The organism is Thermomicrobiales bacterium (assembly GCA_041390825.1).
GTDB lineage: Bacteria > Chloroflexota > Chloroflexia > Thermomicrobiales > UBA6265 > JAMLHN01.
The window spans coordinates 1-16,497 of record JAWKPF010000031.1 but is presented as its reverse complement, the minus strand read 5'-3'; the positions used below and the strand labels follow the sequence as shown (position 1 = coordinate 16,497).

The following is a 16,497-nucleotide window of genomic DNA, read 5'->3' as shown; positions in this document are numbered from 1 at the left end:
GGCGCTCGCGGTGGATCAGGCTGTTACTCGGCCTTCTTGAGATCGCGCATGAACGCATCCCAATAGAAGAGCGGATGAATAGTGTATCCCGTCAGGCTCTTGTCCTTGGCCATGAACCACTTGTTGTGGTCGAGCCAAACAAGTGGCATGTCTGCCGCAATTTGCTTCTGCGCGTCGATCAGCATCTGGGTGCGAGTTTCGGGATCGGCTTCCGCCTCTGCCCCAAGCAACAGCGCGTCCACATCTGGATTGCTGTAGTAGGACTGGTTGTTCTGCGGCGGGATGCTGGTGGAGAGGAAGAGGGGCAGCAGCATTCCGTTTGCATCCGGGAAGTCGGCGCCCCATTCGTGGAATGCCATTCCTTCGTATTCGCCCGTCTGGAAGGCTGTGATACGGTCCGCCTGGGGGACTTGCTCGATCTCGACATTCACCCCGATCTCGGCCAGCATCTGCTGGATCGCCTGTGCCTCGGCAACGCGCAGGGTGCTTTCGGAGTCGACCAGCAGCTTCGTGTCGAACCCGTCCGGGAAGGCCGATTCGGCCAGCGCCGCTTTCGCGCCATCGACATCGAAGGCGACCGGTGCGAGTTGATCGGCCGCGGAACCTGGCATGGTCGGTGGAACCGTGGTCGAGTTCGCCTGCACCGCTGCCCCCAGGTAGAGGTTCTCGAGGATCGACGGCACGTCGATCGCCATGCTAACGGCCTTGCGCACGTTGGCGTCGTTGAATGGCTCCTGGTCGTTGCGCATGACCACCATCTCGCAGGTGTAGCCAACAACCTCCAGAAGTTCGACGTTTTCGATACCTTGAACGACTGCCAATTGGTCCGGCTGAATATCGCGCACCATTTGCAGTTCGCCGGTGCTCAAGCCAGCGGTTCGTGTGGTGGGGTCGGTAATGACCTTGAAAACGGCGGTCTGGAAGTAGGGCTTGCCCTCCTGCCAGTACTCGTCGTGCTTCTGCAACGTAATCTCGCTGCCGGCTTCCCAGGAGTCGAACTTGTACGGACCGGTGCCGATCGGGCTCTGAGTCGGGGTATCGAGCGTCGAGTCGATCAGGCTCTTCGGCATGACGTGACCGGCGGTCGTCGACATGACGTACTGGAAGGTTCCAGAGGGCTCGGTCAGCTTGATGGTGACTTGCATGTCCCCTGTGGCTTCGATCGACTCAGCCGGGTCGAACATCCACGCCATCGGCGAGGCGATGGCTGGGTTGCGAACACGTTCGATCGATGCAATCACATCGGCAGCGGTCATCTCAGAACCGTCGTGAAACTTCACGCCGGACCGGAGGTTGTAAATGTAGGTGAGTTGGTCTGGTTGTTCGTACGTTTCGGCGAGGAGTGGCTGCAATGCCCCAGAGGGATCGACCATGACCGGACCTTCGGTGATATTGCAGATCACCACATTGGCGGTGAAGTCATAGCCGAGGGCTGGTTCGACAGCGCGCGGATCGGATTCGAGACCGAAGGTGAGGGTCTCCCCGTCCTGCGCCAGCACACCGATCCCAGGAAGAATCGACGGCATGGCTGCGATTGCTGCTCCCGCGCCAGCAACGGCGGCCCCAGCCTTCAGCACCCCTCGCCGTGAGAGGCTTTGTTGCTGCAGGCCATTGAGATACGCGTACATCTTGCGGTCGAATTCCCGCCCTGAAAGCCGCGTTCGCGTGTTCGACACGTTCGTATCCTCCTGATGGTCCATAGTCGGACTCGTCTGTCCAGTTGGTTTTCGGTCGAGATGCAACAGCCGCGGATGGTACCGCACCATCCGAAGAATCAATGTGAATGATGCGTGAGCAGTTTACAACCCGGCCGGCATATCGTGCCCTGACGTCGATGGTGATCGTCTGCCGAGTTCCGCCAGGCGCGGTCGGATCCTGTTTGGATTGGAGCACCTGGACCCGCCAGTCTTGTGACAAGACGAGAGGCCTTGGTCCTTCGGTCGAGTGCAATGTGGCGGTCAATGCTGACCGAGGAGCGATCGGGGCGCCTGTGGTGGCGGAGGGCCGCTCCTCGAGCTCGCCCAGCCGAAGCGCCAGTTCTCCCCTAGAATCAGGCTACTGAGTTGTGATTCGTCGTCGAGGAGGAGCAGTTGGCAGCGGTCAAGAAAATCGATCATGTGGCGATCGCGGTAAAGAGCATCGAGGAGTCGCGTCCCTGGTTCGAGCAGGTCTATGGGGCGCGTTATCTCGGCCAGAAGGAAAACGTCGAGATGGAGTACATCGTCGCGTACTTCCTGATGGGCGAGAGCCTGATCACGATGCTGGAAGGAACCACGCCAGAGAGCTTCGTCACCCAGCATATCGAGAAACGCGGCGAGGGCATTCAGCACGTCGGGGTGGAAGTCGACGATCTGGACGAGTTTCTCGCGAACGCGAAGGAACTCGGCGCGCGCGTCTCGGCTGAACGCACGCTCGACGGCATCCGCAAGGAAGCGCTCATTTCACCCAAGAGCGCCTTTGGCATCATCCTGCAACCGATCGAGTGGCTCGGCGACCTCGCAGATGAACCGCACCACGAGCGCATCATCAAGGCAGGCGGCCTGTAGTCAGGCGTAACAACGGATAGAATGCGGCAGTTGTGAGGCTGGTCAACGAACTACTGGGGAGCGCCCTTCGCCCGTGAAGCGATGGCGCGTTCTTCGTCCGTTGCGTGTCACGATGGGAGTCGACCAGAATGGCAGGAGACCAGGAGTTCACAGCAGTCATTGATGGGCGTGGGGAGTTTTCACGTCGAGCCGTCATGGTTGCCGGCGCTGGGATGGCAGGGTTCAGCCTGTTGCGCGCGCAGGCGGCGCAAGAGGCGACTCCGGAACCCGAGGAAGGACCAGCATTTCTCTTCGTTCAATTGGCAGACTCCGGAAGCTGGCGCCCAAAGCCTGATGCGGATGATGTCTACGAACTCACCCTGCGCGGGGTCGGCACCCAGTCGCTTTATTTCTCCGACCGCCCAGAACGGATCGTCGGAACGATGCCGACCGATCGGTTTCTCGAAGGGCTTGGGTTTACGCCGGTGAATCCTCCCAATGCCGCTGCGGTCGTCCGCACGCCCGAGGGCGAGCGAGACGTGCTCGTTGTCGAACTCTTCAACCCCGTCTACACGCGGGAGTACGACGCTGACGGGGGCGCAACGCTGCGTTACGACGCACGCGTGCTGGACGCCTACACCGAGGACGGCCTCACGTCATGGTACGAAGAGCAGGAAGACCGTGAGTTGCCGAGTGAGTTCAGCGATGTCTCGCTGTTCATCGATGATTGCCCGGATCTGACGACTTGCTTTGCCCCGGATCCGAGCAATCCAAGCTGGAAGCAATACGCCGTCGGTCCCATTCCGAACGGGCCGTGGGGACAATGCTTCAATATCGATGCATTCGATTGCCTGCCGTGCAACGGGGCCACGCACGATTTCTATGCAGGTGTCTGCAACCGGGAATATCCCGAATGCAATGATTGGTGCCATCCGATGTGCACCGTCGGCGACTGTGGCGGTGGCGGCGGCATCATCTTGTAGCAAGCCCCATCGTTCGCGACAGGTTGCCGCTGAGAGGCTCTAGTCGCCGCCTGGATCGAATCCGAGCTCGGCCAGAATTTCGGCTGTGTGCTCTCCATGCTTTGGAGGGTGGCGTGTGATGGTGCTCGGCGTTGCTGAGAACTTGAGCGCAATGCCGGGCATGCGCAGGTCGGGGATATCTGGATGGGGCACGTCAGCCACATACTCCTGATAAACCACCTGTGGCAGCGCCATGGCCTGCGCCATGTCATGGATAGGACTGCAGGGGATTCCGGCCGCGTCCATCATGCCAGCCCATTCGACCGCTCCTCTGGGCGCCAGAATTTCGGCCATGATCGGGTCGAGCTCGGCGCGGTTGACAACGCGGTCCGGATTGCGAGCGAAACGGGGATCGTCGATCAGGTCCGGGCGTCCGACCAACTCGCAGAACCGCGACCAATGATTGTCGAACGCGATCGCCACTACCAAGTAGCCATCGCCAGTGGGATAACCGCCATAGGGTGAAACGGATGGATGATGCGATCCAGATCGGCCGGGAATCTTTCCGGTCGCAAAATAAGCGACCGCGTGATAGGTCATCCAGGCGATCGTGGTTCCCAACAGCGAAACGTCGATCCGTTGCCCTTCTCCAGTCCGTTCGCGATGGTAGAGCGCTGCAAGGATGCCGCTTAGCGCCATCTCGCCAGTACTGAGATCGACCACCGAGGTGCCAGTGCGCACCGGTTCCCCATCGGCCTCACCGGTGATGCTCATCAACCCGGCATATGCTTGCATGAGCAAATCGACGCCGATGCGATCCTTGTCCGGACCCTCCCGGCCGGCGGCCGATACGGCACAATAGATCAGGCGGGGATTGAGTTCGTGCAAGCGCTCCCAGCCAAGACCCCACTTTTCCATTTGGCCGGCGCGAAAATTCTCGATCAGCACGTCCGAGCGCAATGCCAGCTCGAGGGCGATTTCGCGGCCCCGTTCGGTGTTGAGGTCGAGAATCATCCCGCGTTTGTTGCGGTTGGTCGACATGTAGTACGTCGATTCGCCGTTCCAGTGGGGTGGAAAGCCACGGGTGGTATCGCCGGCGCCGGGGTCCTCCACTTTAATCACGTCGGCGCCCATGTCGCCCAGTTGCATGGCTGCAAAGGGCCCGGCCAGTGCCCGGCTGAGATCGAGGACGCGGATTCCGTCGAGAGTTCCCATTGTGTCATGCTGCCTTGATCGATCCTGATCGTATCTCGCAGATGGTACCGGAGAATGCGCAAGCGAATGTGGAGCGTGCCATGAGTGTCAGATTCGAGCCAGAACAGCTAGCGCTCGCCAGGGAAAAGCTTTCACCTGAGAAGCTGGAACATTCGTTGAGGGTGGGGGAGCTGGCTGCCCGGCAGGGGCCGGACTATGCAACGGTTGGGTTGTTGCATGACATGCTCGAGGACTCCGATGTCACCTTGAGCGAACTACGCGCCGCCGGGGTGACCGATGCCGAACTCGCGGCGATCCATCTCCTTACCCGAGGCGAGGAGTCATATGAGGACTATGTTGCGACCGTGGTCCACTCGCGAGACCGCCTGGCAATCTCAGTCAAGATCTGCGATCTGCTGGACCACCTCGACCCGTCGCTGTCCGCAGGCTTGACCATAGAAAAGCAGGCGAAGTACCTCGGGGCGTTGCCGCATGTTCTGGACGCTCTGCGCGCATTGGGGGATCAGCCCAACCCCTGACGGACGACGTTGTTCCCGCGAGGTGCAGCGCAGGCGATCGGGCTACAATTCGAGAACGCGAAACCGAATCCAATCGGATGGATGGAAGAAGAACGCAGGAGTTCGCAACCATGGTGCTCAGTAGCTACGTCGGCGCATCGGTCAAACGGAAGGAAGACCCGCGCCTGATCACTGGAACATCAACGTACGTCGATGACATCAAGCTGAGCGGGATGGCGCACGCGGTGTTCGTGCGCAGCACCTATGCCCACGCCAAGATCAAGGGAATCGACAAGTCGGAAGCGCTGGCGATGCCGGGCGTGATCGACGTTATGGACGGCGAAGAACTGCGCACGATCCTGAAGGACTTCTATCCGATCCATCCGGTGGGCGATACGCAGCTGGAGCTCTACGACCAGGACGAAGTCGGTGACGGCGAGATCTATGTGCCCAAGGTGCAGCCGCTCGCGACCGGCAAGGTGCGCTACATCGGCGATCCGATTGCGGTGGTCGTGGCCGAGAGTGTCGAGATCGCGCGCGACGCCGCCGATCTCGTCATGGTCGATTATGAGGAGCTCGAAGCGGTCATCGACCCCTACGAGGCGGTCAAGGATGGCGCTCCGCAGCTCTATTCCAAGGTAAAGAACAACATCAGCGTGCGCGAAGCGAGCGTGCATGGCGATGTCGATGCGGCGATGGCCAACGCATCGATCAAGGTGAAAGCGAAGATCCGCGAACCTCGCTGCCATGGGGTTCCGATGGAGGGTCGCGCGGTGTTGGCGACGCCCGATCCAATCACGCGCGGGCTCACCTTCTGGAGCTCGACGCAAGCGCCGCATTGGAACCGCAACTCGATTGCCGATGCCCTCGGTCTGAGCCAAAACCAGGTGCGGTGCATCGCGCCCGAGGTCGGCGGCGGGTTCGGAGTCAAGATCGGCGCCTACGGTGAGGACTTTGTCATCTCGGCGCTCGCCCTCAAGCACCATCGGCCTGTCAAGTGGGTCGAGACGCGGTCGGAGAACTTCCTCGCCACCAATCACGGCCGCAACCAGTGGAGCGAGTTCGAGGTTGGCGCGGACGAGAATGGCAAGATCGTTGCTCTCAAGGGGCGCGTGCTGCTCGATTCCGGCGCCTATCCCAAGGCACTCGATCTCGCCTGGTGCACCTGGGTCATGTCGACCGGTCCGTACAAGATCGAGAATGTGGACTACGAGGTCATCGGCGCGTACACCAACACCATGGCAAATGGCGCGTATCGCGGCGCTGGACGCCCAGAAGCCACCTACTATCTCGAACGGCTGATGGATCTGGTGGCCGACGAAGGCGGTCTCGATCCGACCGAGGTGCGTAAGGTCAATTTCATTCCACCGGACGAGTTCCCGTTCGTGACGTTGACCGGCGAGACGTACGACTCCGCCGAGCATCAGAAAGCGCTCGACCGTGCCAAGGAGCTGATCGGCTACGACGCGCTGCGCGCGGAGCAGGCGAAGCTGCGCAAGGAAGGCCGTTATCTGGGGATCGGTGTTGCGTCCTATGTCGAAATCTGCGGTTTCGGGCCGTTCGAGAGCTCGACCGTTCGCGTCGAGAAGGGCGGCCAGGTAACGATCTACACTGGCATCTCACCGCACGGCCAGGGACAGGAGACGACGTTCGCGCAGCTGGCGGCTGAGTACCTCGGGGCCGACTTCGACACCGTCGTGGTCCATCACGGCGACACCGCGAACACTCCCCAGGGCAACGGCACCATGGGCAGCCGCGGACTCGCCACCGGCGGGGCAGCGCTGATGATGTCGCTCGACAATCTGCGCATCAAGGCCTGCGCGATTGCGGCGCACATCCTCGAAGCGTCTGCAGAAGACATCGAGCTCAAGCAGGGCAAGTATCAGGTCAAAGGTGTGCCCGACCGCTCGGTCACCCTCGCTAAGATCGCCGACAAGGCGTACTCAGATGATTTGCCAGACGGAGTGACCCCGGGTCTCGACACCACCGACTTCTTCAAAGTGCCGGAAGAAACGTTCCCCTTCGGCTCGCATATCGCGGTGGTCGAAGTCTTCCCGGAGACCGGCGAGATCAAGCTCGTCCGCTATCTCTCGGTCGACGACTGCGGCAACATCATCAGTCCGGTGCTGGTGACTGGGCAGGTGCATGGTGGATTGGCGCAGGGCATCGGCCAGGTGCTGTGGGAAGAGCTGCACTACGACAACAATGGCGAGTTGCTGACGGGCACGCTCAACGACTACGCGTTGCCAAAGGCCGAGTTCTTCCCGATCTTCGAGACGCATCACACCACGACGCCCACATATCTCAATCCGATGGGCGCCAAGGGAATCGGCGAGGCTGCCACAATTGGCTCGACCCCAGCCACGGCCAATGCCGTGATCGACGCGCTCGAGCCGTTCGGCATCACGCATATCGACACCCCGTTCCCGCCTGAGAAGATCTGGCGGGCGGTGCAGGACGCGACAGCGACTGCCTCAGCGGCGGACTGAGCGGCAACGAAGCCAAAAGAATTCGATACGGCGGCACGGTTCATTCGTGCCGCCGTCTTCGTTGTCAACGACTGGGGAGATCGAGCAGTTCTGGACCAGGGCGACCTGTCTCAGGATGCTGGTCGAGAACGCGACATCGATTGGTGAGGGATGCCGCGCACGGTGAAGACCGTGCCGAAGGGTTTGTAGCCGAACTGACGGTAGAAGCGAATCGCGTGGGTTTGGGCGCTGAGCAGCGTCATGGGGTAGCCGGCCCGGTCGGCCGCATCGACCAGCTCGGTGACAATGGCCGAGCCGACGCCATGCTTGCGGTACTCACGTTCGGTCGCGATCCAGGAGAGATACGCCAGCCGTTGCGGCGCCGGAGGGGAGAGACGTCCGGTGCCGATCAAATGGCCGTCCTGAATTGCCATCAGGGTAATGCTCTTGTGTTCATCGGGATCGGTCATGGGAAGGTCGGCCAGGCGTTGCTCCTCACGGAAGACCCGCGAGCGCAGCGCATAGACCGCCTGCAAATCGTCCTCGGTTTCCGCCTGCCGAATCTGGAACGTCAGCAACCTGCTCGGCCGGGTGGAAAAGATCGTCATGGCTTCGACAGCACCGCTTCCCGCGCGTCGCGCTCTCCCGCGACCCATGCGCGCGCGTCCTCGGTCGCGGCTGCCGCCAGCTCGAGCGCCATCGCCACTTGCCGTGGCGCGGTGCCTCCGGGCAGATCGCGCAGCGCCACGCTTTCTTCGGCGGTAAGCGGTGGCTTTTGCTGGCCGAATACCGGGTGCACTTCGGCCCATTCGGCGTCGGTGAGATCGGCGAAGGTGCGGTTCTCGGCGGTGCACTTGCCTACCAGACCACCGATCACCTCGTGCGCCTCACGGAACGGAACTCCGTTCTTCGCGAGCAGGTCGGCGGCATCGGTAGCGAGAATAAAGTCGGCGATCGCCGCTTCCGCCATTCGTTCCTTGTTGACGGTCAAGGTTCGGATCATGCCGGGATAGACCGCCAGCGCCTTGCTGACCGTATCGAACGCTTCGAAAAGCGCTTCCTTGTCCTCTTGCATATCGCTGTTGTAGGTGAGTGGCAGACCCTTCAGCATGGTCAATGTGCCGGCGAGATTGCCGAATACCCGACCCGAGCGTCCGCGGGTCAGCTCGGCGACGTCGGCGTTTTTCTTCTGCGGCATGATCGAGCTGCCCGTCGAGAACGCATCCGAGATGGTCACGAAACGGAACTCGCCGCTCGACCAGTAGATCAGCTCCTCGCTCAGACGAGAGAGATGAAGCTGGACGAGCGACATCGCGTAGAGCGCGTCCAGCACAAAGTCGCGGTCGGCGATGGCGTCCATGCTGTTGACGCTGATGCCGCCCATCCCCAGATCGGCGGCGACGAATTCGCGGTCGAGCGGGTAGGTTGCGCCGGCCATGGCGGCGGAACCGAGCGCCGAGACGTCGGCCCGTTGGTAGGCTTGCCTGAGCCGCTGCAGGTCGCGCTGGAACATGGTGATATAGGCATGGAGGTGATGCCCAAGCACCACCGGTTGCGCCCGCTGGGTGTGGGTGTAGCCCGGCATCACGGTCTCGACGTGCTGCGCGGCGACTTCCGCCAACGCGTCGATCACGTTCACGACACCTGCAGAGAGTTCGAGCAACGCGCCCTTGGTCCAAAGCCGGGTGTCGGTGACGACCTGATCGTTGCGGCTGCGGCCGGTGTGCAGTTTGCCCTGCAGCGGACCGATCAACGCGCGCAGGCGGTTTTCGACCGCTGTATGGATATCCTCATCCTGCACCGAAAAATCGAACGTGCCGGATTCGACTTCGTTCCAGACCAACCAGAGCCCGCGCTCGATCTCCGCGGCCTCGTCCGGCTCGATGATGCCCTGCCGCCCGAGCATGCGCACATGCGCGACCGAGCCGCGAATGTCCTCGCGCACCATGCGGTTGTCGAAAAGGATCGAGGCGGTGAACTGCGCGGCAATCTCGTCAGGCGCGGTCGCGAACCGTCCGCCCCAGAGTCGTTTCTGTACCAAGGTGCCCTCTACCTGCTTCGTGTCGTGCGATTCGCGTTTGGACCTGCCGCCGATTTCTGGACGAGTCCGGCGAACGAGATGCTTCGCTGCGCTCGGAATGACAGGGCGGCTCACCGTTCTCAGAGACTGTCATCCTGAACGACGTGAAGAATCTCCCCCGTTCCCGGGTGCCGGAAACCCGTTCTTCCACCAGCGCAGGTTCCCAGAAACCTGCTGTTGTGTAGTATGCGCCCATAGGCTGAACGCTGAAGGACGGGAACGACGAATTTGGCGACATTGGTTACGGGAGGCAACGGCTGGGTTCCCAGTCACATCGTGCGCCGGCTGGCCCAACGCGGCGAAACGGTCATTTCGTACGACCTCATGGCGGTCGACGAACTGCTGCGCGATCTGCTTGGCACTGCAATCGAACACGTCGTCTTCGTGCATGGCGATGTCACCGATGCCGACGCCATGTTGTCCGCGGCCCGCGAGCACGGCGTGACCAGAATCATCCATACCGCCGCAATCACTCCGCGACGCCATCGCGAAATGGCCGAGCCGAAACGGATCGTCGAGGTCAATCTGCTCGGCACGATGAACGCGCTCGATGTCGCGCGGCAACTCGACGGGTTCGAGCGATTCGTCTATGTCTCCTCCTGCGCGGCCACTGGCAGCCACCCGGAGCTAGCCGAAACCGACGAGACCACGCCATCCACGGCCACCGGGCTCTATGGCATCACCAAACACACCAGCGAACGGATCTGCCAGCGATATGCCGAACTCTACGGGCTCGATATCGTCTCCATGCGTCCGGCCAATGTCTATGGGCCGATGGAGCGGGACACACCGGGGTACAAGGGGGGCACCGAACCGCGGGAAATGCTGCGGCTCTACGCCGAAGGCAAACCGGTGCTCATCAACTCGCTCGAAGGGCCGTATCTCGACTGGACGTATGTCGAGGACATCGCCGAAGGGATAGAGCGCGCCTGGGCCACACCGAACCTGCCGGAACCGGTCTATTCCGTTACCTGCGGCAAGCTCTACTCGATCGGCGATGTGCTGGAGCAGTTCCGGGCGCACCTCCCGAACTTCGAATATCGGGTCGTGCCAGAGCACGAGGCCAACTACCTTGTTGCGGGCGACGAACCGGGCCCCGTGCCAAGCAACGCCAGAATGCAGCGCGACTTCGGTTGGGTCCCCTCGACACCCTTTGCGGATGGAATGAAGCAGTATCTGACCTGGATTCAGGAGAACGGACCGCAATGACCGCATCGCCAAAACGCGCCCCGGCGCTCGCTGAGTTGACTCCCGTGGAACTGCGGGAAGGTGGCTACGACACCGCCGTGCTGCCGGTTGGCGCTACCGAGTACCACGGTGCGCACTTGCCATTCTCGACCGACACCATTGCCGCCGACACGCTGGCGCATCGGCTTGCCTGGGAGATCGGAACCGCGGTTGTGCTCCCGCCAGTGAGCTATGGCATGTCGCTGCACATGCTCAACTGGCCGTGGAGTCTCTCACTGCGGCCGGAGACGCTGACCAATGTCATCATCGATATCGGGGAGTCGCTTTGGAAGAACGATATCCAGCGTCTCCTGGTGGTCACCGCGCACGACGGGAATCCGCCATGCGCCGAGAACGCCGCACGTGAGCTGAACGACCGGCATGGGATGGCGGTCGCGCTCTTTGGGGGCTGGCAGGGGATGGCGCAACGCTTGCTGGCAGGCACCGAGTTCGAAAGCGACGAAGACCACGGCGGCCGGTCCGAGATGTCGATGACGCTTTACGCCGCGCCGCATCTTGCGCGCCAGGAACGGGCGGTCGATCTCCCGGTGCAAATTGCGACCGAGCCAGTCAATGTCCGCGGGCCGTTCAGCAACGTGGTCCCGCATGGTTACAGCGGGGCTCCGTCACAGGGGTCGGCCGAAGAGGGTGAAGCGATCGTCGATGCCATCGCTGCCGAGGTCGGCCCCTTCCTGCGCAATCTCGCCGCCAACGGATGGATGAACGGCGCCTGGATGTCCGGCATCGAGCCGCCCCCGGCCGCGAGCGATCCGCGCCATCCGCGCGCGCGTTAGGGCAGCGGGGAAAGCTCGACCACCACCGGACGATGATCCGAGAGCCATACGTCGGGTACTGTGTACTCGTCGACCTTCAGATCGGGTGTCACGAAGATGTAGTCGATGCGACGCTCGTCCTCGGAGGTCGTTTCCGAGCTTCCGTCTCCGCTGTCCACCAGGCCCGCATCGATGATTGCCTGCCATTCGGGCGAACCAGGATCGGCATTGAAATCACCCGCGATGACGGCAGGCGTGACCCCGTCCCAGAAGGCGAGCAGCTCCTGGATTTGCTGCACCCGCACCTCGGTAGCGCCCTTTGGATTGTCGAGGTGCGTGTCGATGACCACCAGATTTCCGTTCTCGGTCTCGACCTCCACGGCAACCGCGCCGCGCCGCAGGTTATCGGTCGTCGTGTAGATCACGGAGTCGGTCGAAACGATGGGCAAGCGGGTCAGGATTGCGTTTCCCCAGAGTTCGTCATGCGAGTTGCCGGAGTAGGCGAGCTCCATTCCCAACCGGTCGGCCAACCAGTGAACCTGGTCGGTCGAGCTCATGACCAACCAGCCGCGTGTGATCTCCTGCAACACGACGATATCGGGATCATGCGCTTCGATCGTCCGCGCGGTCTCTTCCAGGCTCCAGATGTTCTCGTTCGAGAACCCCTCCTGGATGTTGAAGGTCATCACCCGCACTGAGGACGAATCAGCTGCGCTCGAAGACGAATCTCCACCGGCGCCGAGTACCGGAATCGTCAACGCCAGCGCGATGGTCGTCGCTGCAGCTCCGAACGCGAGCATTCGTCGTTCCGGTCTCGAGACGGGAGCGGACCGTTCGACTGCCAGGGTGCTTAGCGTCAGGACGATCATCGGGGCCAGCAGCAACTCGATCGGCCCGGAGCGAGCGAAATAGAGAAAGACAAAGGCGGTTTGCAAGAGCAGTCCGATCGTGAGTGTCGCTCCGCAGCGCCATCGACCGGGGGTTGTCGTTTCGGTTGGTCCAGTGACCGTGCGCATCGCCAACCCGGTCACCGCGAACGCCATCACCGGCGTCATGATCAATTCGAGCCATCGGCGTTCGCTGTACGCCCAGGTGGCGATCGCAAGCATTCCGAGCAAACCAACCGCGAGGCCGAACGCTCGCCCTTCTCGCACAGCTGCCCATCGGGCAGGAGCCGCGACTTCGAGCCACAGCGCCAGTACGGCGCCTGCCGCCAGCAGGGCGAAGGATCCGGCAAGGCCGAGTTCGGAGCGAAGTTCGGCGAAACCGGGGTTTCCTGCTGCTACGAGCCAGAGCGCGAGCGCCGAACCGAAACCGATGAAGCGTGCGCTGGGAACGAGCGAAGCTTCTTGGTCGGCGATCTTCCCGGACGATGCGCAACGGAACGCCGCGAGCACCAGGACGGTCACCATCACAATCGTCGTCAAGTGCGACCCAATGCCGGGCATCCAGGGGAGATCGAGCGTGTCGCGAACTCCGCGCGCCAGCAGGTCGAGCGCAAAAGCGAAGCCTACTCCGAGTGGAACCTGAGTGCCGCCCTGGGGCAGCACAACGATGAGGAGCCAGCAGCACGCGATCACAGCCGCTGCGGCGAGCCGCCAACGGATTCCCGGATCCTCGGAGAACTGGATGGAGAGTCGCCCGATGACAAGCAGCGCCACCGCGACTGCCAGCGTGATGCGCGGTCCGGCCAATCGAAAGAGCAACGCGCCGCCAAAGGTGAGCCCGAACACGACCAGGGCGTTCGTTGCCAGTCTCGTGCGCTCGCTCTGGTCGATTTCGAACACGAGATAGGGAACGAAGACGCGATGCGCCTGGAGCAGCGCCAGCGTGGCCATTGCCGCGAGCACGAGAAGATCGAGTCTCTCAACACCTTTGCCGGGTATGCGGCGTCTGAAGCTCTCCATCTGACTGTCCCCCTCTGACCGGTGATGGTGCGAACTGGTGTGGCCAAGGTGAACGATATTCGATCATGTGAGTTCACATAAGCATATCGCGAGCTCGGCAAGCTCGCTCAGTGGTTGGTCGCTATCGATTGGCTTGCGCATGGAGTCCCAACAGGTAGAATGACAACACCCCGATGATGCGTCGCCCGGCGCGACTGCTATACTCCCGTTTAGCACGCACGTTCTGTTTTCTACGGAGTCATCGTGGTCACCGCGTCGTATGCAGCGCGCCAGCTCGCCGTCCAGCGACATGTCAATCGATCCGGTCTCGATCTGCGTGCAATCCGCAGCGGCGAACCGCTCGAATTGACCTACGCGCAGGGTAGTCCAGCCGTCGAGGACGATGGCGCAGCACGGCCGGCGATCGAATGGATCGAGGATCCAGGCCGAATCGTGCGCGCAGTCGATCGCGGCGAGAGCATCCCGATCAGGTATTTCCTGGATGGCGCTCAGCGCACAGTGCCCCGATTCGTGAGCTCTACGTTTCCCGTTGTCGAGTCGATCTTCGCGGCAGCGGTGCTGGAGCGTGAACCGCGTGGATTGGGGAAGGTCTGCGCGGGCACCATGGACTTCCAGGCGATCTGGATCGTGCCGCGGGATTGTCCAGATCCGGACGTGCGGCAGTTCCGGGCGATGTTGGAGGCACAGGAAATCGAGATTCGCGATCCGCTTGGCGAGCTTGGCAGCGAGACCCTGGACGACTATTCCCGTATGGAATCGCTGATTTATGACGTGGCGCTGCGGGCGCGGGCCGAGCATGAGGAACGGGTCTACGATCGATGGTGCGCGCGTTTTGGCGGCTGCGATGATTGGATCGTGCTCGATGGACGGTTGCGCGGTGACAATCGCAAAGCCATTGGGCTGGTGAAATCGTTCTCGCGTCACTATCTGACCGGACCGAGCGCGGCCGAGCTCTATCGCATGCCGGAAGCGCATCGCACGGCCGCGTTCCGTATGCACAAACGCGCGGGAGGCGACCCGATCACCGGGTGGTATCTGCGCTTGCGGGACGCGTCCGGGCTCGATCCACGGCATGGGCTGGTGCGTATCGAGGTCTCGGGGGAAATCGAGTCGTCGACTGAAATCGATGCGATTTCCGCCGCGTTGCTGGCTGAACGGAGCCCTCGCGCGACCGGCGACGACCGCTGGGCGACGTTGCTCTATCCGATCTATCACCTCGAGCAGACGCTCAAGCGCTATCTCGACGCCAATACCCGCGGCTGGGATGCCGCTGGTTCCGACCGATAGGAAACGACACGATCATGGTGGACCTCGAAGAACTCGCGGAACTTGTCGATGAGCTGGAGGCCGAACCGGGATCCCGGCTCGACCCACGGTTACGCGGGCTTTTCGGCAATCTTATCGACCAGCAACACGGCGCCATCGGACGGGTGGTCGCCAGCGAGCAGGAACCAGCGGGGTCGCACAGCTTCTATTTCTGGGCGATCGAGGATCAGCGCGCGCTCGACGTAGGACACATCGTGGTTGGCTTCTCGGAGGACGCAGCGGTCATCGGCGTGGTGGACGAGCCTCGGCGCTATTCCGATCTGCGCTCCTTTCTCGACGACTTCTACGACCGTCAGATCGAAGAAGCCATCGAGAGCCAAACGCTGAGCAAGCGGCCCGAGATTCTGGTGTTCGAGGTTACCGTTCTCCGCACCAAGCACGAGCGCGACGATGTCGATTCTCATCGCCCTGTCATCGCCGGGCCTGTCTACTACGCAACGCATGAGGCCATCGACTATGCGTTGGGCAAGCACGAGTTTGCCGGTGCGCCAATCGCGGCGTTGCTGCATACGAATGGAAATGCCCAGCGGGACGCGCTAGGGAACGTCGTTACCGACGAAAAGGGATTCCCTCTCTTCCAGCGGTCGCCGATCTGGATCGATGAGCACTATCTTCTCGGTCCGGAAGCAGGTCACGCCAACTGGACCGGACAATCAGGTCTGGCGACCAAGACCAGTCACGTCCAGTTCCTGACGAGCGCCGTTTTCCAGCGCATGCGTTCGGAGGAAAAGAGCGTCGCGGCGCTGATGTTCAATGTCAAAGGCGCTGACCTGATCTGGCTCGACAAGAGCGCTGTTCCGGACGACGACCTGCGGGACGCCTACGAAGCCGCCAAGTTCAAGCCGCTCTCCGACGCTGACCTGGAGGCGTATGACGCCCTCGGCCTTGCCATCGAACCGTTCACCAATCTGCGCATCTTTGCGCCGTTCAAACCGGGACAGCAACCGTCGGGCGACAGGGTCATGCTCGGCAGCTTCAGCGAAAAGTCACGGCTCAACACCTTGCGGGACAACACGGCCGAAACATCGGTCGTGCAACCGGTGCTTTGGAGCATCCGCCCGCTGCTGGCAATGCCGCACAAGGTTTTCGAACGGTCCGACCTCGACGACAAGATGTGGGGACTCATCGCTGAGCTACGCGACGACCACCGAGTGACCTCGCTCAAGTCGCTTCTCAAACGACTGGACGAGGCGCTGGCCGAGATCGACTTGGAAGGCGGTAGCGAGTGGCATGGACATCACAAGTTCACCATCCTGAAAGCCAAGAACCGGTTCAATAGTCTCTCCTCGAAGTTCGGCGGCTTGCTGACCGAGGGCGAGGTCGACTACGGCAACTTGCCCCAGGTCGATAGCTCCTTCACCGATCAGGAAGTGCGCGTGGTCGATATCGCGCATTGCAACTCGAACGTGCAGGAGTTGCTGGTCGCCTCGACGATCGACCGGCTTTGGCGATTGGCCGAGCGGAATGAACTAGGCGTCGACAAGCTGATCGTCTTCGTCGATGAGTTGAACAAGTAC

13 protein-coding genes are annotated in these 16,497 nt (G+C 61.8%); 8 read left to right on the top strand and 5 right to left on the bottom strand.

The window, feature by feature from the left end; all coding sequences use genetic code 11:
• Window positions 1–23 precede the first annotated feature (23 nt).
• The gene (locus R2855_15510) at window positions 24–1,676 is read right to left on the bottom strand and encodes an ABC transporter substrate-binding protein (protein MEZ4532402.1); all 1,653 of its coding nucleotides are present in this window, start codon (window positions 1,674–1,676) and stop codon (window positions 24–26) included.
• Window positions 1,677–2,090: 414 nt separating this feature from the next.
• On the opposite strand from R2855_15510, the gene R2855_15505 reads away from it, so the two are divergent.
• Window positions 2,091–2,546, top strand: coding sequence for a VOC family protein (locus R2855_15505; protein ID MEZ4532401.1), 456 nt, complete (start codon window positions 2,091–2,093; stop codon window positions 2,544–2,546).
• 128 nt (window positions 2,547–2,674) lie between these two features.
• Window positions 2,675–3,508, top strand: a complete 834-nt coding sequence (locus R2855_15500; protein ID MEZ4532400.1) for a hypothetical protein — start codon at window positions 2,675–2,677, stop codon at window positions 3,506–3,508.
• 39 nt (window positions 3,509–3,547) lie between these two features.
• On the opposite strand, the gene R2855_15495 is transcribed toward R2855_15500, so the two are convergent.
• A complete protein-coding gene (locus tag R2855_15495) occupies window positions 3,548–4,702 on the bottom strand; it encodes a CoA transferase (GenBank protein ID MEZ4532399.1) in 1,155 nt (384 codons plus the stop codon).
• Window positions 4,703–4,782: 80 nt separating this feature from the next.
• Here R2855_15495 and R2855_15490 point away from each other — a divergent pair, with 80 nt between their 5' ends.
• Both R2855_15490 and R2855_15485 read left to right on the top strand, forming a co-directional pair.
• Window positions 4,783–5,220, top strand: a complete 438-nt coding sequence (locus tag R2855_15490) for a hypothetical protein (protein MEZ4532398.1) — start codon at window positions 4,783–4,785, stop codon at window positions 5,218–5,220.
• A gap of 110 nt (window positions 5,221–5,330) precedes the next feature.
• On the top strand, window positions 5,331–7,688 hold the full coding sequence (locus R2855_15485) for a xanthine dehydrogenase family protein molybdopterin-binding subunit (protein MEZ4532397.1): 2,358 nt from the start codon (window positions 5,331–5,333) through the stop codon (window positions 7,686–7,688).
• A gap of 110 nt (window positions 7,689–7,798) precedes the next feature.
• Here the strand turns inward: R2855_15485 and R2855_15480 are convergent, their stop codons facing one another.
• A complete protein-coding gene (locus tag R2855_15480; protein MEZ4532396.1) occupies window positions 7,799–8,323 on the bottom strand; it encodes a GNAT family N-acetyltransferase in 525 nt (174 codons plus the stop codon).
• The gene (gene argH, locus R2855_15475; protein MEZ4532395.1) at window positions 8,272–9,708 is read right to left on the bottom strand and encodes an argininosuccinate lyase; all 1,437 of its coding nucleotides are present in this window, start codon (window positions 9,706–9,708) and stop codon (window positions 8,272–8,274) included. Before argH ends, R2855_15480 begins: the two co-directional genes overlap by 52 nt.
• 267 nt (window positions 9,709–9,975) lie before the next feature.
• Between argH and R2855_15470 the strand changes: the two genes are divergently transcribed.
• Window positions 9,976–10,956 (top strand): NAD(P)-dependent oxidoreductase, encoded by a 981-nt coding sequence (locus R2855_15470; protein ID MEZ4532394.1) that lies wholly within the window; start codon window positions 9,976–9,978, stop codon window positions 10,954–10,956.
• A complete protein-coding gene (locus R2855_15465; GenBank protein MEZ4532393.1) occupies window positions 10,953–11,768 on the top strand; it encodes a creatininase family protein in 816 nt (271 codons plus the stop codon). Before R2855_15470 ends, R2855_15465 begins: the two co-directional genes overlap by 4 nt.
• Here R2855_15465 and R2855_15460 read toward each other — a convergent pair.
• A complete protein-coding gene (locus tag R2855_15460) occupies window positions 11,765–13,654 on the bottom strand; it encodes an endonuclease/exonuclease/phosphatase family protein (protein ID MEZ4532392.1) in 1,890 nt (629 codons plus the stop codon). The genes R2855_15465 and R2855_15460 overlap by 4 nt on opposite strands.
• Before the next feature lie 243 nt (window positions 13,655–13,897).
• On the opposite strand from R2855_15460, the gene R2855_15455 reads away from it, so the two are divergent.
• Complete coding sequence (locus tag R2855_15455) at window positions 13,898–14,941, top strand: hypothetical protein (GenBank protein ID MEZ4532391.1); 1,044 nt, start codon at window positions 13,898–13,900, stop codon at window positions 14,939–14,941.
• Between the two features lie 14 nt (window positions 14,942–14,955).
• The coding region (locus tag R2855_15450) for a hypothetical protein (protein MEZ4532390.1) at window positions 14,956–16,497 on the top strand (1,542 nt) is incomplete at its 3' end.

Excerpts from the sequence above, each read along its gene's own strand:
- R2855_15500 (MEZ4532400.1), top strand. The coding sequence starts at position 2,675 with ATGGCAGGAGACCAGGAGTTCACAGCAGTCATTGATGGGCGTGGGGAG.
- R2855_15495 (MEZ4532399.1), bottom strand. The coding sequence starts at position 4,702 with ATGGGAACTCTCGACGGAATCCGCGTCCTCGATCTCAGCCGGGCACTG.
- R2855_15490 (MEZ4532398.1), top strand. The coding sequence starts at position 4,783 with ATGAGTGTCAGATTCGAGCCAGAACAGCTAGCGCTCGCCAGGGAAAAG.
- R2855_15485 (MEZ4532397.1), top strand. The coding sequence starts at position 5,331 with ATGGTGCTCAGTAGCTACGTCGGCGCATCGGTCAAACGGAAGGAAGAC.
- R2855_15480 (MEZ4532396.1), bottom strand. The coding sequence starts at position 8,323 with ATGGGTCGCGGGAGAGCGCGACGCGCGGGAAGCGGTGCTGTCGAAGCC.
- R2855_15465 (MEZ4532393.1), top strand. The coding sequence starts at position 10,953 with ATGACCGCATCGCCAAAACGCGCCCCGGCGCTCGCTGAGTTGACTCCC.
- R2855_15460 (MEZ4532392.1), bottom strand. The coding sequence starts at position 13,654 with ATGGAGAGCTTCAGACGCCGCATACCCGGCAAAGGTGTTGAGAGACTC.